Below are 21,100 nucleotides of genomic sequence, written 5' to 3'. Positions count from 1 at the left end.
CAGCCCTGCCGTTGACCCGATTTAGCCATCCCGCCCGCTTCTCGGACTCGGCCAGGAGCATCGCACCTCGTTGGCGGGCCAACTCGACAGCCCCTGAGACCGCTCCCCCATCTCCCCTGTACTGTCCCCCTCCCTTGCAGCTGGCTCCTTATTGCTGACCGGCTCTCAGATGCCGTGGCCGGATCCCCAATGCCAAGAGGACAATGCCATACAACGCTCCGCCCAGGCAGAGCAGCAGGGTCAACTCCAGGCTGGCCTTGCCCATACTCCAGGCACCCCATTGGGTGAGATCCGGCGACAGATAGGCCAGAAGCCCCCCCATCAAGACCGTTGCCGCCAAGAGCTTGAGGCAGAACAGCCCGGTGTTGCGGGAAGGGCGATAGACATCCTGCTGATAGAGTCCCTTGAACAGCAGTACGGCGTTCAGCGTGCCGGAGCAGGCGGTCGCCAGCGCCAGCCCGACGTAGCCGAGCGGATAGATGAAAATGAGGTTGCACACCATGTTGGCTACCATGGCCATGATGCCGATACGCACCGGCGTCCTGGTGTCCTGGCGGGCGTAATAACCGGGGGCCAGCACCTTGATGAGCATCAAGGAGAGCAGCCCCGTGGTGGAGGCCAGCAGGCTCGCACTGGACATGCTCACCTCGTGCAGACCGAACTCACCGCGCATGAAAAGTACCCGCAGTATGGGCTCGCGCAGCACGGCGATGCCGACCATGGCTGGCAAGCCGAGCAGCATCACCATGCGTACCCCCCAATCCATGGTGCGAGAGAAATCAGCCGGATCCGCATCCACGTGTTTTCTGGCCAGGGCAGGCAGGATCACCGTGCTGATGGCCACCGCAAAGAGGCCGAGGGGAAACTCCAGCAACCTGTCCGAGTAATAGAGATAGCTGATGGCACCGGTAGCCAGAAACGAGGCCAGCATGGTGTTGATCAGCAGGTTGATCTGGCTGACCGACACGCCGAACAGGGCCGGGATCATCAGGGTACGGATCTTCACCACCCCGGGGTGATGCCAACCCCACTTGGGCCAGACCAGCATGTTGAGCTGGCGCAGAAAAGGGTACTGGAACAAAAACTGGACCAGACCGCCGAGGAAGACACCGATCGCCAGGGAGATCTCGGGGCGCTCCATCAAGGGCGCTATCCACCAGGCCGCCGCAATCATGGTGATGTTGAGGAACACCGGCGTGAAGGAGGACACGGCAAAACGGCCAAAGGTATTGAGAATGGCCCCCGCCATGGCGGTGAAGGTGATGAACCAGAGATAGGGGAAGGTGATCTTGAGCATCAGACTGGCCAGCTCGAACTTCTCCGCCGCCGGTCCGCCATGCAGCCAGTCCCAGAACCAGCCCCAGCCAAAGAGGGCCGTCAGGACACCGGAACCCAGCACCCCGAGCAAGGTGACCACGGTGACGATGCCACCCAGGGTGCCCGCCACCGCCGCCAGCAACTCGCGAACCGCCTGCTCGTCACCGTTTTTCTTGTACTCCGTCATCACGGGCACGAAGGCCTGGTTGAATGCCCCTTCGGCAAAGAGACGGCGCAAGAAGTTGGGAATGCGATTGGCGAAGAAGAAGACGTCTGCGGCCACCCCGGCACCGAGCAAATTGGCGATGACCACATCGCGCACCAAGCCCATCACACGGGATGCCAGCGTCATTCCGGACACTATCATGCCGGATTTGATCAATTTCTTACTCAAGACGAGGCCTCTGGAACTGTCGGAAAGAAAAGAATGCTGTTAGAATCGGCCGACAGTTTAACCGTCTCCCATCTGACACACCACCGGGGGGCGGTGTTTATTTGCACAAATCATTTGACAATATGTGGTTGGGAAGGCATATTTCCGGGCCTTTTCAATACACTCGCTAAGACAGTTTTAGGAGTTTTACCTTGGCTAACATCAAATCTGCTAAGAAGCGTGCTCTTCAGTCAGAGAAACGTCGTCAGCACAACGCCAGCCGTCGTTCCATGACCCGTACCTACCTGAAGAAAGTGATCGCTGCCATCGCCTCTGGTGACAAGGCTGCTGCCACTGCCGCTTTCGCTGTTGCTCAGCCGATCATGGATCGTATGGCGACCAAAGGCCTGATCCACAAGAACAAAGCTGCTCGTCACAAGAGCCGCCTGTCTGCCCAGATCAAAGCCATGGCTTAATCAGCATCCGCTGATGAAAGCTGAAAAAACCGGCCTAGTGCCGGTTTTTTATTTGGGGTCGCTACAGTACAGTCTGTGCAACAGTCCGATCATCTCACGCACTTCATGGCTGCGCAGGGAATAATAGACCGTCTGGGCTTCCTTCCTCGTCGCCACCAGCTCATCCCGGCGCAACACCGCCAGATGCTGCGACATGGCTGACTGGCTCAATCCCAATACCTCGTTCAGCTCGCCGACCGACAGCTCCCTATCCAGCAACTGGCACAAGATAAACAGCCGTCGCTCATTGGCCAATGCCTTGAGCAGGGTGACGGCACGCCCGGCATTCGCTTCCATCTCTTCCAATTGCATCTCACCCTCCTCTTCCAAGACAGGCATCATAGCGCCGTCACCGTCGATTTAAAACGAGAGGCTTGCCGGCTGAATGGCCGTGAAATCCTCCTGCCCGGCAAAGAGGAAGGAGAAATCACTCTCGCATACTCGCTTGACCGCAGGATGTTGGATCATCCGCTCGGCAAAGATGACGTAATACTCCTCCATCAGATCCTGGGTTTCACCTAGCAGCATCACCTCCTCCCCCTCCAGGATCTCTTCCCGATAGATGGTCGGAGCCATGAAGATGCCCTGGTTGAAGAAGCCGAACGCCTTCATCAGCGCCGCATCATCGAATTCTCCCAGAATACTGGGGGAAATCCCCTGCTGCTCGAACCACTGGGTCAGTTGACGACCCATGGCGGTACGGCGGCCCGGGATGAGCAGCTTGCGCTCTTCCAGGCAAGCAGGGAAAGGCTGGGAGGGCAGAGGCGCCTTGCAGAAGAAACTGACGCCGCATCCCCCCAGACGCTTGGACAGCAACCCGGCATGCTGGCTGGAGTCCACCGGGCAATCAGAGAGGATCATGTCGAGCTTGTGCTCGCTCAACTGCTCCAGGAGCAGTTCATGGGTCGACTCGAAGCAGCGCAGGTGAATGGAACCGTCATTGGGGATCACGGAGAGCAGCACCCGGCTGGCAAGACGCTTGGAGAGTGCATCGGCGATGCCGACGTCGAACAGGATCTGGCTCTCCTTGCGGTAGTTGACGATATCCAGCATCTCGTAGGAGAGGCTGAACATCTTGTCCGCATAGCGAAATACCAGTTGGCCAAGCTCGGTGGCCTCAAGGGAGCGCCCCTTTCTGATCAGCAACTTGCCGCCAAGACGCTGCTCAAGCAGCTTGATCTGACCGGTCACGGTCTGTGGGGTCAAAAAGAGGGCTTCCGCCGCCTGCGTGACGGAGCCCTTCTTCTGAGTCATCCAAAAATAGTAGAGATGGTTGTAGTTAATGTGTGACATAGCACCGCAATCCCATGATATTCAATGAATCGTAAGGGTTATAAAGTGGCACTAGAGGCCATAATCAGATGTTGCGCCGCCATTTTGCCGCCACTGCTCCAGCGGATTAAGCCGGGCAGCCTCTTCAAGATGATCGGGGGCGAAGTGGGCATAACGCATCGTGTCACGGATGTTCGCATGACCCAGGATTTTCTGGAGAACCAGAATGTTGCCGCCGTTCATCATGAAGTGGCTGGCAAAGGTATGCCGCAAAACATGAGTGAGCTGCCCTTCCGGTAACTCGATCCCCGTCGTCTTCAACGCCCGCCCAAAATCCAGATAGCAGGGAGTAAACAAGCTCCCACCTTTCACGCCAGCCATCAACTCATCGTAAAGCACCGGGCTGATCGGCACCGTCCGGTTTTTATTGCCCTTGGTGTTGGTATAGGTGATCCGGTACGGGGTCACCTGAGAGGTGGTCAGCGCCTCCGCCTCTCGCCAACGTGCGCCAGTCGCCAAGCAAATCTTGATGATGAGAGCCAAGTCCGGGTTGGGGTACTGCTGGGCAGCATGGAGGAGTTCAGCAATCTGCCCCGGCAGTAAGAAGGTCATCTCAGAGTCGGGCGTCTTGATGCTTGTTGTCATTTGCAACGGGTGGGCATGTTGCCACTCCCCCAACCGGATAAGCTCACCAAACACGGCTTTGAGGAACGCCAGCTCCTGATTGACTGTTCGTGCGGTGATCGCCTTCTTGGCTCCCACATTCCAACCGTTGTCTATCTCCCCAGCCATTCGCTTGGCACGATAGTGCGCCCACATTGAGGGGGTGATGTCGATCGCCTTGGGGTTGCCCATTCCGTTGCAGATGATCTGCAACTTGGCCAAGCGAACCTCACTGCGTTTTAGGGTCTGGCCGTGCAACTTGTACCAGAGGTCGATTAGCTCCTGCAGGGTGCGATGCTCTTTCGCCTCCTGCCCCAACCAGGGTTTGGCCTGATGTTCATCGAGGATGAACCGTTCCCAAGCAACGGCCTCGCCCTTGGTGACAAAACGCTTACGCTTGCGGGGACCGGCACGCCCCTGAGGGTAAACTTCTACCAACCAGGGGTTTGTTGAGCCATCTGTAAGTTTGCGGACGGTCATTATTTGCTAATGGTAACTAGAAGGCTGTTTTCACCCACGAGAGAAACATTTACCAACAGGCCATTTATAGTGGATTTGCCGGATTTGATTCTGCCTGACATTGCATCATCAATCAGCTCGCCATCCGTCCCTGTAATCACAGACATCAACTTGGTGGCCATCTCTTTTGCCGTCGCATTTTTCTCTTTGAACTCAGCTTCGGGGAATGTCATGAGCGAAACATTGATTCGGTCAGGAGATGACCTGAACTCTATGGAAGCGTCGGGGCTTTCATGCATGTAATAACCATGCCCATCTTCGAGGTCATATTTTCTAACCGGAACAAGCTCAACCGCTTCCAGTATTTTCCCCTCATCCAAGACTGGAGCTGTGACAACAGACTCTGACTCTACAGCCTGAGTTTGTGCTTTTTCAGAGGAGTCACAGCCTAACAAAAAGGCAACCAGTGACACAGTGAGGAATAAGCGATTGAATTTTCTCATGTATAAGCTCCTTGCTTAACGGCTTAGTGTGATTCGCTATAGGATTCGGGGAGCTCACCAGTCTCAACCAGCAGCCTGATTTGCTCATGGCGCACCAAAGGCACTCCGATCTCGTTGGCCTTCTTCATCTTTGACCAGCCGGCGTTGTCACCACAGCACAGGAAATCGAGCGAAGCTGATACGCCGGTAACCACCTTCATTCCGGCTGTCTCTGCCAGTCCGGTTAATTCTGCTTTATCGGCTTTGCTGAACCCGGTGAAACAGACCTTGAATGAGTAGTCATGGGGGATTTTGCGACCGTGATAACCGGGGGCGGATTTGATTTGCAGGATCCGGTCAGCATAAAGCGTGTCGGCTTGCTCAAAGGCTGCGGCCGCTTCCGCTTGGGTCGCAAAAACATCCAGCACCCTGTCGGTACGCAAAGAGACAAACGTGGGGCACTCAAATGACATCACGACGTCATCGCTATCAGTCGCAATCGTCATCTGCATGCCATACACCAGTTGTCGGTCTGGGTCGGAGTGATAAGCAGCCACTCGCTTGGCAGAGATAACCCCCTTGTTGCTCATGTAGAGGAGGTTGAACACTGGCAGCTCAGCGCCTTGATAGTTAATTGACTCGGAAGAATACAGATCAAACACGGTGTGCCCCTGCTATATCAGAATTTCTTGCCAGCCCAAACAACCCGGCCAACCACATGCAGGTCTGCCCGTTGCTCCTTGGTAAAGTCCCATGACTGATAGGTGGGGTTATCGCTGACCACCTTCACGTCCCCCAGGGGAGAGAACTGCAGGCGCTTCACGAACAGCCCGCCTTCCATCCGAATCACATGCAGCCCATCCCTCGGCGCATCGCCGTTGGCCATGTGCAGCAAGATGATGTCGTTATCAGAGATGGTGGGCTCCATGCTGTCGCCCTTCGCCCGGATCACTGCCAACCGATCCGGCTTTAACCCTTCCTTTCTAAGCCACTCGGTACGGAACGCCATCGGCTCAGACTTCTGCTCATCGCTGACAAACTGGCCATGCCCGGCAGACGCAAATACCTGGTAGCTGTCGATAAAGGTGAAGTCGTCATTGCAGCCCATCAGGGGGCTTGGTGAGGTCTCGATCTTCGGAGCTTGGGCCTGATAGTCGGCTGTCACTTCTCGGGCTTCTTGAACAGATTGACCTGATGAGGGGATGGCGGTTGCCCCAGCCAGAATTCTCTCCCAGTCATCACCACAGGCCAACCACCGGAGATCTACTCCGGCGACAACTGCCATGGCAATGAAACGCTCAACGTTAGGCAGGGCTTCCAGTCGCTCGTATTTGAGGATCGATGAATCAGCAAGTCCAGCTCGAATAGCAAAAGAGCGCCGAGACTCATCACCTCTTATCTGAATCAGCCTTTCTGCAAACGCCTTCGCATCAAACAAGTTGGGGTCTAGCTCTCTCATAAGCAATCACCTTTTGGGGCAATGATGGGCTATATACCGCAAATGGCATTGACATATGCGAACACCAAGCTCATCATGTATTCGTAAATGGCTGCATCATTGCGAGTGAGTTAAGCCATTTAGTGGGTTACTAGGGAAAATAATCGTAAATAGTAAGCGATGAGGCGTCATCATGACACAAATGCAACCAGTATTCACCTTCCCGGTCTGCTCCAAGGAGAAGTTCGCCGAGATGACCGGTTTCACCGAAGACTACGTCCAATCCATGATCGAAGGAGGGCGCCTTCCTATCCTGCCGAAAACCGGTCTGCGGCAAAAAGTGGTCATCAATCTCGAAGCGCTTCGGATGGAATGCCATCAAGCAGCACTTGTCTCTCGTTGAGTCTCTGTCATTCAAGGAAAGGCAACCATGTTTGAACAGACTGCATCCAAACAGCATAGCTATGAGGCTGCGTGCGCACTTTTCGCAGCAAGGTACAACCTCGCCGAGGTGGCCAGGTCAGCAGAGATTGGGGAGCAGATGCTGCGCAACAAGCTGAACCCTGACCAGCCGCATCAGCTGACAGCTCGAGATCTGGTTGCCCTCTACCACGCCACCGGTGATGACACCCTGTTTGATGGCCTGCTGTTTGATTGCGGCCTGACTGCCGTTCGTCTCCCTGCCGGCACAGCCAGCGCCCCAGAGGCCCGAGCCATGCAGGCGCTCAATGCAGGGGCCCAGATCCTGGGCGTCACGGCCCAGGCTACCACCCTCCTCGCCGGTGACCGCGTCACCAAATCCCACAGAAACACCGTCGTCACCGGCATCTGGGCAGGCATCGAGCACCTGGTGCTGATCGCCACCGAAGTCGAAGACCGCTTTCACGCCGTTCCTGGTCTTGCGTGTGCTGCCGACATGGCCCGCGCAGCCCTCGGCGCATAGGAGACCAGACCATGAGATTGATTTGCCCCCACTGCGGTTACCACGCGAATACCCGGAGCTCCACCAAAATGAGCCCGCTGACAGGGCACGCCTATTACGCCTGCAGCAATGTCGACTGCGGCCACACCTTCAAGGCGGCGTTTGAAATCGTCGGCACCATCAGCCCATCCGCCATGCCCAATCCGGCCATCGTGCTGCCGTCCTGCAAGGGCGTGGGCAAAAACCACAAAACCATGTCGAAGAGCGTCCCGCTCAAGGAGCCAGCATGAAACTGCGCGCCGAGCAGCCGGGGCTGATCCCGCTGCCGTTTTTGCTGTTCAACCGCGCCACCGTCGTCACCAGCGGTGACGAGCCGGTGATGCGCAACACCACCCGTTTCGACGGCAGTTATCTGGAAGACAGCCAGGGCCGCCGTGGCGCGCTGCGCTTCCAACCATGCCGCCAGCTCAGCAAGAGACCTCGCCCGCACTGGCTGACCAGGCTGCTGCAGGCATAACCGGAGGGCCACCCCATGAGCACCGCACAGATTTTCGAGCTCGTTCAACAGCCCAGCGCCGCAGAGGTGGCGCTGGCAGAGATGCGCGCCCAGTTCGGCCGCAATGGGGCGGCCAGCCGCTGGTCACGCCTGCCGACCCGGGCCCGCGCCGTCATCTGTTACGCCGCCGGGGTGTCGACCACCCAAGCCGGGCGCGAGCTGGACCAGTTCGACTTTGACCAACAAGAGGCGATCCGCCTCGCCCTGGGTGAGCTGCTGGCGACCCTGCATGAGTTTGATGGCGGCGTGCTGCACCGCCGCGAGTGGCACCGCACCACCCGCCGCATTGAGGGGCCGACCCGCAGCGAGCAGGAACAGGCAGAGCTTGAGAACAAGCGCCGGGCCGAGCTCAACGAGCAGGCCAGCGTATTGGAAAACCGCAGAGCGGTTTTGCAGAAGGTGGCCGGAAGCGGCCAATAAAAAACCCCGCTATCGGTGTTGACGCACCAGCGGGGCTTTCAATCAATCAGCGAGGAAAACCTCATGAACAATCTTACAGCAGAACAGGCGATCCGCAAAGTCGCGAACAGCCTCATTAATACCCATCGCCCCCAGCTCGGGGCATGTCACAGCCTCGCCATCGAGGCGAGCCTCGAGGCGCTGGCCGAACTGGCCGACGAGCTGGCCCTGCTCGACATCTACGCCGAGCTGACCAAGCGCCTCGAGATCCTGCAGGGTGGCCAGCGGCCCCACATCATCGGCATGAACATGGCCAGCGGTCCAGACAGCACCGTGGTATTCCAGCCGCCTTTTGCTCATGAGATGCAAGGGGGTGCCCAATGATCGCCATCACCAGCAAGCACATCGCCCCCTCTCCCGCCGATGCCGTCGCCTACCTGGTGCGCCATGGCTACATCAAAGTGCGCGGTCACTGGCTCAGAGGCCAGCGTCACGCCGCCCGTATCGAAACCCTGGCCTCGGGCCGCGCCTGTGTACTGGAAGGAGTAGCAGCATGAGCAAGGTCTATGTGAACCCCATGGCAATGCGGGCCCGTCTGGGTGCCGAGTTGGCGGTGCTGGATTTGTCAGGGGTAGCCACTGACTCGGCCTGCGGTTTGGGAAATTGGTTCGACGATCTCGGCGAAGCGCTTTCTGGCGAGTTTGTCGGTGAAGTGAATACCAGCATGGTCGCCATGTCGCTTGCAGTTGGGCGCATGAACGAAATGTCAGCAGTCGAGCTGAGCCAGCGGATGGATGCCTTCGAAGACACCGGAGAGCTGGTCGCGCAGTTACTGGCGGAGGTGAATAAGGTTGTTGGCCTGCGCCGAGAGGATTTGGCTGTCACTCGGTCAGCGGTGTTGCTGCTGGCGATGTATGGAGCGCTGGCATTGGCCAGCCGAGAAGCCAATGCAGACAGCGAAGATGAGGAGTATCCGGCATGAGCAACACCATCATGACCCTCGCCTCCTTGAAGCAGTGGATAGCCGAGAACGAAGCGCGCCTGGTGCCGACCGCCCCGCTCTGCTGCTGCGGTGAACTGGGGATCTCCATCCGTATCGAGGCAGGCTATGTCGCCATCGACGAGCCGGATTTCAGCGACATGGAAGGGGGTGCCCTGTGACTGACGACATGTTCGAACTGGAGCCGCCGGTCGACGAGCTGGGTGGCGCCGAATCTGGGCCCGCCCATATGCAGCCGCCCGCACCGGTCAGCTCACTGACCAAGCACTGGGAAGCAGCGCAGGAGGAGTTCTGCACCTCGGGCAGTGATGCCCGCCGAAACCGCAACATCGCCCAGGAGTTGCTGGCCCTGGGCGCCATCCGCGCCGTGTATTGGCTGGCTCTGGGTGGCGGTGAAGTCGCACTGGCCACAGAGATCGCCGAGTGGTGGGCAGAGTGCGAGCCACTCCACGGATTGGGGGAGACCATCAAATGATCCACCAACAACTGATCGACCAGTGGGTCGACAAAATGCTGACCGCCGAAGCGCGCCTGCACGGCCTGCAGCTTGACCTGGTAGACCTGCGCGCAGATGGCCCCCATGGCCAGCGCACTCCGGCCAGAACCCATCTGACCTTGTGCCGCCAAGCCCGTCAGGCCGCCCGTCAGGCATCAGCCAAAGTCAGAGCACTGCATGCAGGAGGTGCGGCATGAGCAACATCGTCAGCATCACCGACCTGCTGGCTGCTATCGGCAGTGACAACATCAGGTTTCAAGTTCTGCAAGATTCACTGCTGGACATCAAAGCCAAGAAAGAGGGTTCGGATGTCACCTTCTGCACCAATGCGATCAGCCCAGCAGATATTTTCGCAAACACCGGTCCAAAGGGGCTGATTATATGGGTTGATAGAGAGCTGATGTCTAAGCGCCTTGAAGAGATCAAGCGCGGGCAAAACGCCAATATATCCCGCGCCATCGTGCTCGAAAGCCTTGTTGCCACCTTCGAGCGTGAAAGTAGTGGGACTATCGAAGTTGATGGCAAGCGCTACGTCAGCACCGACCATCTACGGGATCTCGCCGCAGCTATTCGCCAACTGAAAAAATCAGGAGGCGCCATCTAATGACTCACCAAAAACCAGCCGGGCTTGCCCCGGCTTTGGGCGTCGTGCGCCCTGCAAACAGCAATATCGTGACGCTTGAGCCCTGCACCAAGTGCCGCCAGATGGCGGTTTGCCTGCCTGTTGCGGGCCGACACGGTCGCCGCTCTTACCCCTACTGCGTCGAAACCTGCTGGCCGCTGGCCCGCGCCGCCAGTGAAACCGTGGTGAAGACCGTCCCGGCCAACGCCCGCCCCTCGATGCGCTGCAGTTGCTGCGGCGAGTTCGGCCATGTGCGCCCGGTCATCCTGGGCGGTAACCGGCTCACCAGCCTGTTTTTCTGCGAGGCCACCTGCTGGTCTGATCGGCTCGCCACCCTGGATATGGTACCGACCTGCTCCACCTGCGGCCGCTACCTGCAACCCAACGAGTATGTGAACGGCAAGTGCGGGGTGTGTAAATGATGGAATTGAATGTTAATCCGGTGCTGTTTTGTGGCGACTGTCTGGAAATCCTTCCATCAATACAAAGCCAATCTGTTGATATGGTACTCGCAGATCCGCCATACGGTACCACCCAGTGCAAATGGGACTCCGTTATCGACCTGGCTGCTATGTGGCGCGAGTTGGAGCGTGTGTGCAAGCCAAATGCCGCGATTGTGATGACCGCGGCACAACCGTTCACCGAGCAGCTTGTGTGCTCGAATATGGGGATGTTCAGGTACGAGATAATCTGGGAGAAGGGTAACGCCACTGGCTTCCTGAATGCCAAGAAGCAACCGTTGCGGGCCCATGAGTCTGTGCTGGTCTTCTACCGTCAGCAGCCAACCTACAACCCCCAGATGACCTCTGGCCATGCCCGCAAGACGTCCAAACGTAAGACCGTAAGCTCGGAGTGCTACGGAAAGGCGCTGTCTCTAACCGAGTACGACTCAACAGAGCGGTACCCGCGCAGCGTTCAGTTCTTCTCGAGCGACAAGCAGCGTGGTAGCTATCACGCAACGCAAAAGCCAGTCGCATTGATGGAGTGGCTGATACGTACCTACAGCAACATTGGTGATGTGGTGCTCGACTTCTGCATGGGCAGCGGAACCACGGGGGTGAGTTGTTTAAATACTGAAAGGAGGTTTATCGGGGTTGAAAAAGACGTAGAGATCTATGAGGTCGCACTCAACCGCATTAATGAAGTAAGAAAGGTGGCGGCATGAACGACGCCATCACCAACCTGCACGGGATCCAGCTTCCCCAGCACTACCTGGTCGGGCACCACGCCATCAATATGGCCGGGGCGGCCGAACAACTGGCCCGCATCGAGTGGCACGTTGCCAAGCCGCTGGCCGCGACCTTCCTGCGCCGCTACCCGGCCAATCCCAAGACCGCCAACATCTGGCTGCGCCGCATGGTCGACGCCTGCGCCGCCGCACAGAGCCGGTTCCCGGTACCGGTGATCGACCTGCGCAACGACGTGCGCCGCGAGCTGGTTGCCGCCGAGTGGGCCCGTCGCTGCCAGCAACTGCTGGCGGCGGCGGGCCATGAGCGCACCGCCACGGAGCTGCTGGCCGATATCGGGGCCCAGGCCAAGGCGTGGCACTTCTGCCCGCCCCTCCCCATTCACCCGCGCACCAAGGTGGAGCGCCTGCTGAGCCGCCCTCTGAGCCAGGCCGAGCGGGACGATCTGGCCGACGAGGTGGACAAGTTCGAAGGGGCCGCCGCCAGCCTGCTGGTGCGCCTGCTCGACGAGTCGTGGTGGCTGCGCAAGATCAACCGCGCTTGGGCCATCTACTGCGAGCTGATTGCCATCCTCACCGGCCAGGTGCGCAAGGGGGTCAGCCCCTACGCCAGTGCGCACGCCGTGCGTGAGTTCACCCAGCGTAAAGCAGCCCAGCAAGCCTGGATGGCTGGCATGAGCGCCGTCAACGAAGAGCTGGGGCAAGAGATTGACCTGGTCGATGCGGTGATGGGCTCGGTCGCCAACCCCGAGATCCGCCGTCATGAGCTGATGGTGCGCATGCGGGGCTTTGAAGACATGGCACAGGAGCAGGGCAAACTGGGCCTGTTCCTGACCCTGACCGCCCCCTCCAGCTATCACGCCTGGCGCCAGGGCAGCAAAGACAAGGCGAAGACCTACCAGAACGAGAAGTTCAACGGCGCCTGCCCGACCGAGACTAACCGCTTGCTGTGCAAGCAGTGGGCGCGCTTTCGGGCGGCACTGGCCCGCGAGGGGATCATGGCCTTCGGTTTTCGGGTGGTGGAGCCGCACCACGACGGCACCCCGCACTGGCATTGCCTGCTGTTTATCAACCCCGAGCACCAACGCGACTTTCTGACCCTGCTTGCCTACCACTTCACCGCCGCCGAACGGGCCGAGCTCAAAATGCCCAACGGCGACCAGCTCGATGCGCTGGCCGAGATGAAAATCCGCAACAAGATGCCGCGCATCAAGTGGCTGCTCGATGTGAGCAGCCCGGCGGTGGTCAAGGCCATCAACCCTCGGGTGAACTGGAAGGAGATCGACCCGACCAAGGGCAGCGCCACCGGCTACATCGCCAAGTACATCGCCAAGAACATCGACGGCCACAAAGTCGGGATGGACTACGAAGCAGAGGCCCCGGTCGACCACACCACCATCGCAGTCGCGGCCTGGGCGAGCTGCTGGCGTATACGCCAGTTTCAACAGATAGGGGGCCCTGCCGTGAGCGTGTGGCGTGAGCTGCGCCGCCTAGGTGACGAGGTAATCGAGTGGGATTGCATCCTGGAAGCCGCTCGCACCGCCGCCGACAACAACCGCTGGGGCGACTTTATCGACGCCATGGGCGGCATTGACCTTCCCCGCAAAGAACACCTGATCCGCCTCTCCAAGCGCCTCGATGAAGCCGCCAACAAGTATGGCGAGGATGTGCTGCGCCTGATGGGGGTGATTACCGACATCGGCCAGACCACCGCCGTCACCCGCACCGAGGGCTGGCAGATAGTGCGCAAGGGGGTCAACGGGTCGGGTTTGGGCGAGCAGCGCGAGCATGCAGTGGGCGAGCGCAGCGAGTTGCCCTCAGGCGGCGGCAGCCGCCCCCCTCGGAGTTCTGTCAATAACTGTACGGAAGGATCCAAATCGGGGGTGAAAGGATCCGCTCTGGCTAAAGAGCTGGCCCGAATGGGTCTTGATGAAAGCAACGCCGCCTTGCTGCTGCACGGCAGCATCATCCACGCCGACGGCCAATATGTGCGACTGGTCGGCGATCGACTGATTGTGACCCGCAACTGGCCGGGTGCTGGCGATGCCGTGGCCGACCAGCTGACCGCCGAGGTCGAGGCAGAGCAGGCCAGCAACCGGGCCGCCAGCAGCGACACGCTGAAACAGCAGGCCCGCGAGCTGATGCACTCCGGCGGCAACGTCACCGAATGGCTGGCCGCCCTGCCGCTGGCGCAGGCCGAAGAGGCGATCGCCATCTTCACCCGCCTGCTGGATGACGAAGAGGACCGGGCCAGTTACCAGCCCACCGAACAGGAGCAGGCCCGCGTCGCGAGCATGCAAGCCGACAACGACCGCCATCAGGCGGAGATTGCCAAGGCGCGGGCGCGCCTGGGCGTGGAATGAGGGGAATGAAGATGAAAAACGTAATGCTGGATCTGGAAACCATGGGCAAAGGCCCGCGAGCGGCCATCGTCACCATCGGAGCCGTGTTCTTTGACCCGATGACCGGTGAACTGGGTGCCGAATTCGAAGCGCATATCCACCTGAGTGATAGTGCCAGATTCGGTGAGATGGACCCTGACACCGTGTTGTGGTGGCTGGGGCAGAGTGATGAAGCGCGCGCAGCCATTGCCTATGACGTAGATGGCGAAAAGCGGATGGCACTTCTCCAGGCACTGCAAAAGTTTCAGGAGTGGCTGATGGCCAACGGGCAAGAAGGCAAACGACCCTTTGTGTGGGGTAACGGTGCTGGGTTTGACTGCACCATCATGGCCAACGCCTATGAAGCGGTAAGAAAAGTGCGCTTCATTGGCTACTGGAACGGATTCCAGGATAGGGATGTGCGCACCGTTGTTGATATGGGGCGTGACCTGCTGGGCTTTGACCCGAAAAAAGACATGCCATTCGAGGGGGTTGCCCACCGAGCGCTGGACGATGCCAAGCATCAGGCCCGCTATGTCAGCGCCATCTATCAAAGGATTCAGGCAGCCATGAACGGCTGCGTAGCGGCCGGGGGTGAGGCATGAAGCACGACAACGACCATCTGAAATTCCCGTCGGGCAATACGGTTGAATTTTGCCGCAAGAAAGCCAAAAGGCTGGTGAAGGAAGAGAAGGCGAAAGGTAAGGAATTGAAGCTATCCAGAGCTCTGGACGTAGTAGCCATAAGCAACGGGATCCCGGGCGGCTGGGCCGAGGCCATGCACTTACTTGAGATGGAGGCTGCATGATCCACGAAATGAAAGACTGGATTCGCCGCCATTTCGAGGCATGGCTGGTACTGCTGGCCGCCAAAATCCTGATCGGCAGGAACGTTCATCGCTGCAAGGTCGTATCTCGCAAGGACAACAACAGCATGTGGTACATGGCCGAAGACCTGGAGCAGATAGCCAACCGGATACGGAACAAGTACGAGGGGCCAAGCTCATGACTGACATCATCAAACGCGCCGACGTCGAGCGCCTGCTGCCGCTCTGTCAGCGGCTCTGGCCCATCCTTCAGCAACACCCGCCGGGATCGGCGGGTCGTGCCGCTATCACCAGCACGCTCGACAGCCTGCCGGCAGCCGACCGCCATCTCTGCGATCTGCTGCTCGACCGCATAGAGCGGGTCATCCGGTTTAGGGATGCCTGGTTCCAGTTCTACCAGGGCGAGCTGGACACCATCACCCCACCCAAGAAGGCAAGGCGGGTGCTGCCTGTCGGCCCAGCTCCCAAGCAGGTATGGAAAGCCACCAGGGCGCGACAGGGGGCGTTTGCCAGAAGGAGGGCTGTATGAGCAAACCAAAGGAGGCGAAGGATCGAAAACAGGCCCAGCGTGCGAGACAGGCCGCTCTAGGCATCAAGCGGGTGGAAGTGGCGCTCTCCACTCGCGAACGCGAGCAACTGGAGACCCTGCGCCGGGCCAGAGCCGGATCCGGTGAACCCTACAGCGCCGACGAGTACATCAGCACCCTGCTGCGCCGTGACTGGGAACGCTGGCTGGAACAGGAAGCCGAGCTGAAACAGCAGATTTGCCCGAACTGCGACTGCGCATTGCCAGAAGGGTGCGGCGGAACATTCAAGGGAGAGGCAGAGTGCTGGCACACCCAGGGCGACAAAGTGATCGCCCTGTAGTGGCAGAAATAGGGGATTGTGTCAGGTCACGTTTACCACATTGTGACCGGACACATTTTTTCGTCTGGATTTTGTGACCGGGAGAGCAAGCTGATGTTGGAGAGCGCGAGAATGAAAGGATCTGACGGAAAGTGAAGGATCGCAAAAAGGATCCGTTATCCCCCGCGCGGCCAACGCTGGCGCGGGGAGCCGCTACCCTCCTCCAGTCGTTCACCTGCATGGAAATCGACTCATAAAGCGGGCAGGCGAGGCGGGGTCCCGATTGCGCGCCAGCGGTGCTGGCTGGGGGGGGGCGGCAGGCTGCGCCAGCCGCTCAGGATGCGCGTGAAAGGATCCGCGAGGGTGCGAGGGTAGCCCGCATCGGTGATGCAGCAGCGGGCCGCTGATGCGGTCATGTGAGGGGCAAAATAAAACCCCGCCAGGTGGCGGGGTGTCGGGATGCTATCGGAAGGTCAGCGCAGCATGTCGCCTTGGCTGGCCTGCTCGATGCCGGCGGCCAGCTTGTAGGGATTGAACCGGATCACCTCCTCCCCTGCCCAGTCATTGAGCGCCAGCAGGCTGGCCTTGATGCTGTCGATCTCGTTGATGTCGAACACCTGGGCAGCCTTGGTCACATCGCCAAACCCGCCGGTGCTGTTCGGCATCACCCCCATCAGCTGGGGCGGTACCCGATGGGTCGCCAACTGGTCATCCCGGCTCACGTTCTTGATGCTCAGAAAGTCATCCTTGGCCGCCACCTCAGCCACCGGGATCAGCTTCACCCCGTCCTTGCTGCCGTTCGGAGTGTAGAGCAAGAGGTTGCGGAAGTTGCCGGGCCCCTTGCTCTGGCGCAGCGCCTCACGCAGGGCCGCAATGTCGCCCTCGTTCTGCACCGCGTCGGTGATGTGCATGATGAACCCAGCGTGGGATCCATTCTCGTAATACTTGCGGCGGAACAGGGTGGCCGACTCGTTGAGCAGGGTAGAGTTGAGCCCGCCGACATAGTCGGGGATGCCGTAGATCTCCTGGTTGATGTCGCTCTCCATCACATGGCCCACCCGCCCGCCCGGCAGCGCCTGCTCCTGCCCGGGCTGGGCAATCCACCAATAGGTGTCCAAGTCCAGAGCCCGCCGGGTGTATTTGGCCCGCAGGTGGTCATAGCGCAGCACCCCGCCGAGCCGGTTCTGCACCGCCTGCAGATAGCCGTTGCCGAAGATCAGATAGTCCAGCGCCAGCCCGGTGAAGGCGGCCAGGCTCAATTTCGGGTGCGGGATGAAGCAGGAGCGCAGGATATTGCGCTTCACCTGGATGGCCGAGGCGTGATGCACCCCGGCCCGATAGACCCGCGACAAGCCATTGAGGGAAAGGGGCGGCTCGTACCAGCGGCCGTTGTGCATGGCCTCCAGGTAGTCGAACACCTCCCGTTGCGATAAGACCGGCACCGGCTCGCCAAAACTGAACGCCTCGATGGCCGCGCCGGGTTTCTGGGTCGCCGTCACCGGCGAGGTATGGCGCTGTGGGCGGCTCTTTCTCATGCGAAAATCTCCATCATGCTGGTATTGGCACCGGTGGCACCTGCCAGCGGTTCATGTAACAGGGCCTGCATCGTGGCCCAGGCAATATCGGCGTGGCTGGTTTCCTCTGACCGGCTGGCCTCAAAGGTCGGCAGCTTGCCGCCCGCGGTCACGGCGCGGCGGATGCTCATGAACGCCTGGGCGAGGTCGGTCCAACCGCTGTCAAACTCCAGCCGCCCCTTGTTCATCACATCCTGCGCCTTCATCACCATCTGTATTTTCACGCTCGGGGTGTACTGGATAGGGGTCGCCGCCGGGTAGAACTGCTTCACCAGCTGGTAGACCCCCTCCCCGATCCCGGTCGTGTCGATGCCGATGTAGCACACGTTGTAGCGCTCGCACATGGCCTTGATGGCTCGCGCCTGGGCGTCGAAGTCCATCCCGCTCCAGCGGTGGCGCTCCAGCACCCGGAACTTGCCGCCGGGCACCGCCGGCGGAGCCAGCACGGCGCAACCTGCGCTATCCCCCTGCCCACCCTTGGCCGGGTCATAGCCGATCCACACCGGCCGGCTACCCAGCGGACGCAGGGCAAAGGGCTTGTAGTCGTCCCACAGTTCCCAGCTGTCGACCATGCAGCGCTGCAGGGTGACGAGCGGGAACACGCTCGAGGTGTCATCCATGAAGATGCACATCAGCAGGTTGAGGTATTCCTCCTCGGAGTACTCGCTGCGCAGCTGATCCAGGTCGAACAGGTCGCAGCCACCGCGCACCGCATCTTCGACCGTGACAATCTGCCGCCACTGACCATCGGCGCACAGCTTACCGCTGGCAAGATTGGCGTGGCTCAGGTCAATCTCGACCCGGTCTGCCTTCGCCTTGCCGCGGTTGAAGTTAGCGCCGGACCAGAACGCATAGGCGGGATGGGAAAGGCTGGACGGGGTGGAAATGTAGGTCTGGCGCCACTTCTTGTGCATCGCCATGCCGGAAGCCACCTTGCGGAACTCCAGGAAGCCATGGATCCAGAAGTACTCATCCATGTAGATGTTGCCGTGGTAGCTCTGGGCGGTGCGGGCGTTGGTGCCGAGGAAGTAGAGGTGCGCTCCGTTCGGTAGCACCATGGGGTCGCCCTTGAGCTCCACCCCCTCCTCCTTGGCAAACTGGATGATGTACTGCTTGAACACATGAGCCTGCGCCTTGCTGGCCGACAGGAAAATCTGGTTGCGCCCGGTGACCAGGGCATCGATGAAGGCCTCGAAGGCAAAGAAGTAGGTCGCCCCAATCTGGCGAGACTTGAGCAGGTTGCGGATCCTGTGCTGGTTGCCAGCCTCGTACCAGGTGCGCTGGTAGCCAAACATGGTGGACTCAAAGCGCTCGATCAGCCGCTCTTGCTGTTCGGGCTCCACCACATTGCGCTCGGGTGCCTTCTTCGGCCCCTTGTTGCGGTTCGCCACCTTGGGGTTGAGGTCGGCCTCATTGCCTCCGTTGCTGTATTTGTTGACCCGGGCGATCCGCTCCAACTGCCTGCCCAGCAGGTCAATCTCCTTGAAGTCGCCGCCGGTTTTCACCTCCTTGGCGATCAGCTGGCACATCCGCGCCTCGATGGCGAAGTCGACCCGGTCAATGGGTTTGATGTCATCCCAGCCGTCGCGCTTCTTCCATGTCGAGATAGTCCCCTCCGGCGTCTGCAGCAATTCAGCAATAGCGCGGAGCGGATAGCCCTGGAAGAACAGGTGCATGGCCTGCCGTCTGGGTTCGATATGGGGGAAGAGTAAGGGTGCTGTCATGGCGCCAGTCTACCCAGTCGCTACCGCTCAAAACGCCCCCGCGCCAGTGTGCCAGCGCCGTACACACTGGCCGCCGATTGCACGATCCAGCCTGTCACCCAGACCATAACCGCGACATCACCACCCAATCACCAAAGGGATCCCAGCTCATGGCGAAGAAAGCAAAATTCAAGCGCGTCGCGGTGGCAGGCCAAACCACCGACGGCCGCACCATCGCGCCGGAATGGCTCACCCAGGCAGCCAAAAACTACAACCGCGAAAAATACGGCGCCCGCGTCAACCTCGAACATTTCCGCAGCCTCTATCCGGACAGCGCATTTCGCGCTTATGGCGATGTGCGCAGCGTCTACGCCGAAGAAGTCGAGATCGATGGTGAAAAGAAAATGGCCCTGTTTGCCGAAATCGACCCCACCGACGATCTGATCAAACTGACCAAGGCGCGCCAGAAGGTTTACACCTCCATCGAGCTGGACCTCGACTTTGCCGGCACCGGTGAAGCCTATCTGGTAGGCCTGGCCGTCACCGACAGCCCGGCAAGCCTCGGCACCGAATACCTGCAATTCTGCGCTGGAGCAGGTGAGAAAAGCCCTCTGGCATCCCGCAAACAGAAACCGGCCAACTTGTTCAGCTCAGCTATCGAGACGGAGATCGAACTCTCCGACGAAGGCGATAAAGGCCCCTCTCTGGCCGAGCGCATCGCCGCGCTGTTCTCCAGCCACAAGAAGCAATCCACCGCCGATTTCAGCGATGTGCACAAGGCAGTCGAGACAGTCGCGAAAGAGGTCACCACCCTCGATGCCGACCTGCAGAAGAAGTTCACCGACCAGGCCCAGACCATCACCGAGCTGACCAGCAAGCAGGATGCCACCGCCAAGGCGCTGGCCGACCTCACCGCCAAGCTGGAGGGCCAGGAAGATTTCAGCCACAAGCGCCAGCCGGCCACCGGTAGCGATGGTACCTCCATTCAAACTGACTGCTAAGGACCCCATACATGCGTAACGAAACCCGCCAGAAGTTCAACGAGTTCACCGGCCAGGTGGCCAAACTCAACGCCATTTCCAACGCCATGGTGCAGTTCAACGTGCAGCCGAGCGTCCAGCAGACCCTGGAAACCAAGATGCAGGAGTCGGTGAAGTTCTTGGAAATGATCCAAGTCATCCCGGTACCTGAGATGAAGGGGCAGAAAGTGGGTATCGGTATCGGCAACACCATCGCAGGCCGCACCGATACCAGCAGCAATGTCCGAGAACCTAACGACCCGAGCGCCCTCTATCCGCAAGACTACGAGTGCGCAAAGACCAACTACGACACCAGTCTGGGTTACAACAAGCTGGACATCTGGGCCAAATTCCCCGACTTCCAGACTCGCATTCGCGACGCCATCCTCAAACGCCAAGGGCTGGACCGGATCATGATCGGCTGGCACGGTACCAGCGTGGCGCCGAGCACCAACCGCACCGCCAACCCGCTGCTGCAAGATGTGAACAAGGGCTGGCTGCAACACATCCGTGAGGATGCCCCGGCCAAAGTGATGGATGAAGGGGAAGAAGGTTCCGGCCATATCTACATCTACCAGCCGAAGGGGGAGGACGACGCCAAAGAAGGCGACTACCACAACCTCGACGCCCTGGTGTTCGATGCCGTAAGCGAGTCTATTGCCCCCTGGCATCAGGATGACACCGAACTGGTTGTCATCTGCGGTCGCAAGCTGCTGGCCGACAAATACTTCCCCATCATCAACAACGCCGACAACAACCAGGAAAAGCTGGCCGGCCAGGTGCTGGTCAGCCAGAAACAGATCGGCGGGCTCAAGTCCGTGCGGGTCCCCTTCTTCCCCGAAGACTCCATGCTCATAACTTCGCTGGAAAATCTGTCCATCTACTGGCAGGAAGGCGCCCGCCGCCGTCATATCCAGGAAGAACCGCAGCGTGACCGCATCGTCAACTACGAAAGCTCCAACGATGCCTACGTGGTGGAAGACTACGACTGCGTCGCCCTGATCGAAAACATCGTCATCGGGCCGAAACCGGCCGCTGGCGGTTAAGGGGG

The 21,100-nt window shown here is 59.6% G+C and carries 32 protein-coding genes; 23 read left to right on the top strand and 9 right to left on the bottom strand.

The features are described from left to right. Positions 1-148: 148 nt before the first annotated feature. Positions 149-1,711 (bottom strand): murein biosynthesis integral membrane protein MurJ, encoded by a 1,563-nt coding sequence (gene murJ, locus PG896_RS04830; protein ID WP_052814606.1) that lies wholly within the window; start codon positions 1,709-1,711, stop codon positions 149-151. 191 nt (positions 1,712-1,902) lie between these two features. Here murJ and rpsT point away from each other — a divergent pair, with 191 nt between their 5' ends. Continuing rightward, positions 1,903-2,166, top strand: coding sequence for a 30S ribosomal protein S20 (rpsT, locus tag PG896_RS04825; protein WP_005308808.1), 264 nt, complete (start codon positions 1,903-1,905; stop codon positions 2,164-2,166). A gap of 48 nt (positions 2,167-2,214) precedes the next feature. Here rpsT and PG896_RS04820 read toward each other — a convergent pair whose 3' ends face one another. From PG896_RS04820 to PG896_RS04795, 6 genes are read right to left on the bottom strand one after another with little or no spacing between them, the layout of a single operon-like run. Further along, positions 2,215-2,517, bottom strand: coding sequence for an ArsR/SmtB family transcription factor (locus tag PG896_RS04820; protein WP_029313781.1), 303 nt, complete (start codon positions 2,515-2,517; stop codon positions 2,215-2,217). 48 nt (positions 2,518-2,565) lie between these two features. Next, the gene (nhaR, locus tag PG896_RS04815; RefSeq protein WP_210538134.1) at positions 2,566-3,498 is read right to left on the bottom strand and encodes a transcriptional activator NhaR; all 933 of its coding nucleotides are present in this window, start codon (positions 3,496-3,498) and stop codon (positions 2,566-2,568) included. 51 nt (positions 3,499-3,549) lie between these two features. Next, entirely contained in the window at positions 3,550-4,620 is a 1,071-nt protein-coding gene (locus PG896_RS04810; protein ID WP_270835439.1) for a phage integrase, read from the bottom strand. Beyond that, positions 4,620-5,102 carry a hypothetical protein gene (locus PG896_RS04805; protein WP_270835438.1) on the bottom strand — a complete coding sequence of 161 codons (483 nt, stop codon included), beginning with the start codon at positions 5,100-5,102 and terminating at the stop codon, positions 4,620-4,622. Before PG896_RS04805 ends, PG896_RS04810 begins: the two co-directional genes overlap by 1 nt. A 23-nt stretch (positions 5,103-5,125) precedes the next feature. Next, positions 5,126-5,743, bottom strand: a complete 618-nt coding sequence (locus PG896_RS04800; protein ID WP_270835437.1) for a BRCT domain-containing protein — start codon at positions 5,741-5,743, stop codon at positions 5,126-5,128. 17 nt (positions 5,744-5,760) lie between these two features. Further along, complete coding sequence (locus PG896_RS04795; RefSeq protein WP_270835436.1) at positions 5,761-6,540, bottom strand: XRE family transcriptional regulator; 780 nt, start codon at positions 6,538-6,540, stop codon at positions 5,761-5,763. Positions 6,541-6,712: 172 nt separating this feature from the next. Between PG896_RS04795 and PG896_RS04790 the strand changes: the two genes are divergently transcribed. From PG896_RS04790 to PG896_RS04695, 20 genes are all read left to right on the top strand, one after another. Then, positions 6,713-6,922 carry a Cro/Cl family transcriptional regulator gene (locus tag PG896_RS04790; RefSeq protein WP_270835435.1) on the top strand — a complete coding sequence of 70 codons (210 nt, stop codon included), beginning with the start codon at positions 6,713-6,715 and terminating at the stop codon, positions 6,920-6,922. A gap of 27 nt (positions 6,923-6,949) precedes the next feature. Beyond that, the gene (locus PG896_RS04785; protein WP_270835434.1) at positions 6,950-7,462 is read left to right on the top strand and encodes a phage regulatory CII family protein; all 513 of its coding nucleotides are present in this window, start codon (positions 6,950-6,952) and stop codon (positions 7,460-7,462) included. Positions 7,463-7,473: 11 nt separating this feature from the next. Further along, complete coding sequence (locus PG896_RS04780) at positions 7,474-7,731, top strand: ogr/Delta-like zinc finger family protein (RefSeq protein WP_270835433.1); 258 nt, start codon at positions 7,474-7,476, stop codon at positions 7,729-7,731. After that, entirely contained in the window at positions 7,728-7,958 is a 231-nt protein-coding gene (locus tag PG896_RS04775) for a hypothetical protein (RefSeq protein WP_270835432.1), read from the top strand. The genes PG896_RS04780 and PG896_RS04775 overlap by 4 nt, the downstream gene beginning before the upstream one ends. Before the next feature lie 15 nt (positions 7,959-7,973). Further along, the gene (locus PG896_RS04770; RefSeq protein WP_270835431.1) at positions 7,974-8,417 is read left to right on the top strand and encodes a hypothetical protein; all 444 of its coding nucleotides are present in this window, start codon (positions 7,974-7,976) and stop codon (positions 8,415-8,417) included. A gap of 63 nt (positions 8,418-8,480) precedes the next feature. Then, a complete protein-coding gene (locus PG896_RS04765) occupies positions 8,481-8,780 on the top strand; it encodes a hypothetical protein (protein ID WP_270835430.1) in 300 nt (99 codons plus the stop codon). Next, the gene (locus tag PG896_RS04760; RefSeq protein WP_270835429.1) at positions 8,777-8,953 is read left to right on the top strand and encodes a hypothetical protein; all 177 of its coding nucleotides are present in this window, start codon (positions 8,777-8,779) and stop codon (positions 8,951-8,953) included. Before PG896_RS04765 ends, PG896_RS04760 begins: the two co-directional genes overlap by 4 nt. Further along, positions 8,950-9,378 carry a hypothetical protein gene (locus PG896_RS04755; protein ID WP_104452389.1) on the top strand — a complete coding sequence of 143 codons (429 nt, stop codon included), beginning with the start codon at positions 8,950-8,952 and terminating at the stop codon, positions 9,376-9,378. Before PG896_RS04760 ends, PG896_RS04755 begins: the two co-directional genes overlap by 4 nt. Continuing rightward, on the top strand, positions 9,375-9,557 hold the full coding sequence (locus PG896_RS04750; RefSeq protein ID WP_104452388.1) for a hypothetical protein: 183 nt from the start codon (positions 9,375-9,377) through the stop codon (positions 9,555-9,557). Before PG896_RS04755 ends, PG896_RS04750 begins: the two co-directional genes overlap by 4 nt. Further along, positions 9,554-9,871: a hypothetical protein gene (locus tag PG896_RS04745; RefSeq protein ID WP_270835428.1), complete on the top strand. Its 318-nt coding sequence runs from the start codon at positions 9,554-9,556 to the stop codon at positions 9,869-9,871. The genes PG896_RS04750 and PG896_RS04745 overlap by 4 nt, the downstream gene beginning before the upstream one ends. Then, positions 9,868-10,089 carry a hypothetical protein gene (locus tag PG896_RS04740; protein WP_270835427.1) on the top strand — a complete coding sequence of 74 codons (222 nt, stop codon included), beginning with the start codon at positions 9,868-9,870 and terminating at the stop codon, positions 10,087-10,089. Before PG896_RS04745 ends, PG896_RS04740 begins: the two co-directional genes overlap by 4 nt. Next, positions 10,086-10,496 (top strand): hypothetical protein, encoded by a 411-nt coding sequence (locus tag PG896_RS04735; RefSeq protein WP_270835426.1) that lies wholly within the window; start codon positions 10,086-10,088, stop codon positions 10,494-10,496. Before PG896_RS04740 ends, PG896_RS04735 begins: the two co-directional genes overlap by 4 nt. Next, positions 10,496-10,936 carry a hypothetical protein gene (locus PG896_RS04730; RefSeq protein ID WP_270835425.1) on the top strand — a complete coding sequence of 147 codons (441 nt, stop codon included), beginning with the start codon at positions 10,496-10,498 and terminating at the stop codon, positions 10,934-10,936. The genes PG896_RS04735 and PG896_RS04730 overlap by 1 nt, the downstream gene beginning before the upstream one ends. Further along, positions 10,933-11,679, top strand: a complete 747-nt coding sequence (locus tag PG896_RS04725) for a DNA-methyltransferase (protein ID WP_270835424.1) — start codon at positions 10,933-10,935, stop codon at positions 11,677-11,679. The genes PG896_RS04730 and PG896_RS04725 overlap by 4 nt, the downstream gene beginning before the upstream one ends. Next, a complete protein-coding gene (locus PG896_RS04720; RefSeq protein WP_270835423.1) occupies positions 11,676-14,063 on the top strand; it encodes a replication endonuclease in 2,388 nt (795 codons plus the stop codon). Before PG896_RS04725 ends, PG896_RS04720 begins: the two co-directional genes overlap by 4 nt. Positions 14,064-14,068: 5 nt before the next feature. Further along, entirely contained in the window at positions 14,069-14,686 is a 618-nt protein-coding gene (locus PG896_RS04715) for a 3'-5' exonuclease (protein ID WP_270835422.1), read from the top strand. Beyond that, positions 14,683-14,889, top strand: a complete 207-nt coding sequence (locus PG896_RS04710; RefSeq protein ID WP_270835421.1) for a hypothetical protein — start codon at positions 14,683-14,685, stop codon at positions 14,887-14,889. Before PG896_RS04715 ends, PG896_RS04710 begins: the two co-directional genes overlap by 4 nt. Continuing rightward, entirely contained in the window at positions 14,886-15,089 is a 204-nt protein-coding gene (locus tag PG896_RS04705) for a hypothetical protein (RefSeq protein WP_270835420.1), read from the top strand. Before PG896_RS04710 ends, PG896_RS04705 begins: the two co-directional genes overlap by 4 nt. Further along, entirely contained in the window at positions 15,086-15,436 is a 351-nt protein-coding gene (locus tag PG896_RS04700) for a hypothetical protein (RefSeq protein WP_270835419.1), read from the top strand. The genes PG896_RS04705 and PG896_RS04700 overlap by 4 nt, the downstream gene beginning before the upstream one ends. Continuing rightward, the gene (locus PG896_RS04695) at positions 15,433-15,774 is read left to right on the top strand and encodes a hypothetical protein (protein ID WP_270835418.1); all 342 of its coding nucleotides are present in this window, start codon (positions 15,433-15,435) and stop codon (positions 15,772-15,774) included. The genes PG896_RS04700 and PG896_RS04695 overlap by 4 nt, the downstream gene beginning before the upstream one ends. Before the next feature lie 452 nt (positions 15,775-16,226). On the opposite strand, the gene PG896_RS04690 is transcribed toward PG896_RS04695, so the two are convergent. Both PG896_RS04690 and PG896_RS04685 read right to left on the bottom strand, forming a co-directional pair. Next, positions 16,227-17,288: a phage portal protein gene (locus tag PG896_RS04690; protein WP_270835417.1), complete on the bottom strand. Its 1,062-nt coding sequence runs from the start codon at positions 17,286-17,288 to the stop codon at positions 16,227-16,229. Further along, positions 17,285-19,051 carry a terminase ATPase subunit family protein gene (locus PG896_RS04685; RefSeq protein ID WP_270835416.1) on the bottom strand — a complete coding sequence of 589 codons (1,767 nt, stop codon included), beginning with the start codon at positions 19,049-19,051 and terminating at the stop codon, positions 17,285-17,287. The genes PG896_RS04690 and PG896_RS04685 overlap by 4 nt, the downstream gene beginning before the upstream one ends. A 149-nt stretch (positions 19,052-19,200) precedes the next feature. Between PG896_RS04685 and PG896_RS04680 the strand changes: the two genes are divergently transcribed. Both PG896_RS04680 and PG896_RS04675 read left to right on the top strand, forming a co-directional pair. Then, positions 19,201-20,031, top strand: coding sequence for a GPO family capsid scaffolding protein (locus PG896_RS04680; protein WP_270835415.1), 831 nt, complete (start codon positions 19,201-19,203; stop codon positions 20,029-20,031). A gap of 11 nt (positions 20,032-20,042) precedes the next feature. Then, the gene (locus PG896_RS04675) at positions 20,043-21,095 is read left to right on the top strand and encodes a phage major capsid protein, P2 family (RefSeq protein WP_270835414.1); all 1,053 of its coding nucleotides are present in this window, start codon (positions 20,043-20,045) and stop codon (positions 21,093-21,095) included. The last annotated feature ends 5 nt before the right edge of the window (positions 21,096-21,100 follow it).

It is taken from the genome of Aeromonas sp. QDB30, from assembly GCF_027707645.1.
GTDB classification, from domain to species: Bacteria; Pseudomonadota; Gammaproteobacteria; order Enterobacterales; family Aeromonadaceae; genus Aeromonas; species Aeromonas caviae.
Note: the sequence above shows the minus strand (reverse complement) of the source record. Positions and strands in the feature narration are given on the sequence as shown.

What these genes read in the sequence shown, in the direction of transcription:
- PG896_RS04820 (WP_029313781.1), bottom strand. Translation starts at nt 2,517, where the DNA reads ATGCAATTGGAAGAGATGGAAGCGAATGCCGGGCGTGCCGTCACCCTG.
- PG896_RS04685 (WP_270835416.1), bottom strand. Translation starts at nt 19,051, where the DNA reads ATGACAGCACCCTTACTCTTCCCCCATATCGAACCCAGACGGCAGGCC.
- PG896_RS04695 (WP_270835418.1), top strand. Translation starts at nt 15,433, where the DNA reads ATGAGCAAACCAAAGGAGGCGAAGGATCGAAAACAGGCCCAGCGTGCG.
- PG896_RS04720 (WP_270835423.1), top strand. Translation starts at nt 11,676, where the DNA reads ATGAACGACGCCATCACCAACCTGCACGGGATCCAGCTTCCCCAGCAC.
- PG896_RS04750 (WP_104452388.1), top strand. Translation starts at nt 9,375, where the DNA reads ATGAGCAACACCATCATGACCCTCGCCTCCTTGAAGCAGTGGATAGCC.
- PG896_RS04755 (WP_104452389.1), top strand. Translation starts at nt 8,950, where the DNA reads ATGAGCAAGGTCTATGTGAACCCCATGGCAATGCGGGCCCGTCTGGGT.
- PG896_RS04675 (WP_270835414.1), top strand. Translation starts at nt 20,043, where the DNA reads ATGCGTAACGAAACCCGCCAGAAGTTCAACGAGTTCACCGGCCAGGTG.
- PG896_RS04680 (WP_270835415.1), top strand. Translation starts at nt 19,201, where the DNA reads ATGGCGAAGAAAGCAAAATTCAAGCGCGTCGCGGTGGCAGGCCAAACC.
- PG896_RS04735 (WP_270835426.1), top strand. Translation starts at nt 10,086, where the DNA reads ATGAGCAACATCGTCAGCATCACCGACCTGCTGGCTGCTATCGGCAGT.
- PG896_RS04780 (WP_270835433.1), top strand. Translation starts at nt 7,474, where the DNA reads ATGAGATTGATTTGCCCCCACTGCGGTTACCACGCGAATACCCGGAGC.
- PG896_RS04790 (WP_270835435.1), top strand. Translation starts at nt 6,713, where the DNA reads ATGACACAAATGCAACCAGTATTCACCTTCCCGGTCTGCTCCAAGGAG.
- PG896_RS04805 (WP_270835438.1), bottom strand. Translation starts at nt 5,102, where the DNA reads ATGAGAAAATTCAATCGCTTATTCCTCACTGTGTCACTGGTTGCCTTT.
- PG896_RS04810 (WP_270835439.1), bottom strand. Translation starts at nt 4,620, where the DNA reads ATGACCGTCCGCAAACTTACAGATGGCTCAACAAACCCCTGGTTGGTA.
- nhaR (WP_210538134.1), bottom strand. Translation starts at nt 3,498, where the DNA reads ATGTCACACATTAACTACAACCATCTCTACTATTTTTGGATGACTCAG.
- PG896_RS04715 (WP_270835422.1), top strand. Translation starts at nt 14,069, where the DNA reads ATGAAGATGAAAAACGTAATGCTGGATCTGGAAACCATGGGCAAAGGC.
- PG896_RS04795 (WP_270835436.1), bottom strand. Translation starts at nt 6,540, where the DNA reads ATGAGAGAGCTAGACCCCAACTTGTTTGATGCGAAGGCGTTTGCAGAA.
- PG896_RS04690 (WP_270835417.1), bottom strand. Translation starts at nt 17,288, where the DNA reads ATGAGAAAGAGCCGCCCACAGCGCCATACCTCGCCGGTGACGGCGACC.
- PG896_RS04760 (WP_270835429.1), top strand. Translation starts at nt 8,777, where the DNA reads ATGATCGCCATCACCAGCAAGCACATCGCCCCCTCTCCCGCCGATGCC.
- PG896_RS04770 (WP_270835431.1), top strand. Translation starts at nt 7,974, where the DNA reads ATGAGCACCGCACAGATTTTCGAGCTCGTTCAACAGCCCAGCGCCGCA.
- PG896_RS04730 (WP_270835425.1), top strand. Translation starts at nt 10,496, where the DNA reads ATGACTCACCAAAAACCAGCCGGGCTTGCCCCGGCTTTGGGCGTCGTG.
- PG896_RS04725 (WP_270835424.1), top strand. Translation starts at nt 10,933, where the DNA reads ATGATGGAATTGAATGTTAATCCGGTGCTGTTTTGTGGCGACTGTCTG.
- PG896_RS04785 (WP_270835434.1), top strand. Translation starts at nt 6,950, where the DNA reads ATGTTTGAACAGACTGCATCCAAACAGCATAGCTATGAGGCTGCGTGC.
- PG896_RS04740 (WP_270835427.1), top strand. Translation starts at nt 9,868, where the DNA reads ATGATCCACCAACAACTGATCGACCAGTGGGTCGACAAAATGCTGACC.
- PG896_RS04765 (WP_270835430.1), top strand. Translation starts at nt 8,481, where the DNA reads ATGAACAATCTTACAGCAGAACAGGCGATCCGCAAAGTCGCGAACAGC.
- PG896_RS04775 (WP_270835432.1), top strand. Translation starts at nt 7,728, where the DNA reads ATGAAACTGCGCGCCGAGCAGCCGGGGCTGATCCCGCTGCCGTTTTTG.
- PG896_RS04700 (WP_270835419.1), top strand. Translation starts at nt 15,086, where the DNA reads ATGACTGACATCATCAAACGCGCCGACGTCGAGCGCCTGCTGCCGCTC.
- PG896_RS04710 (WP_270835421.1), top strand. Translation starts at nt 14,683, where the DNA reads ATGAAGCACGACAACGACCATCTGAAATTCCCGTCGGGCAATACGGTT.
- PG896_RS04705 (WP_270835420.1), top strand. Translation starts at nt 14,886, where the DNA reads ATGATCCACGAAATGAAAGACTGGATTCGCCGCCATTTCGAGGCATGG.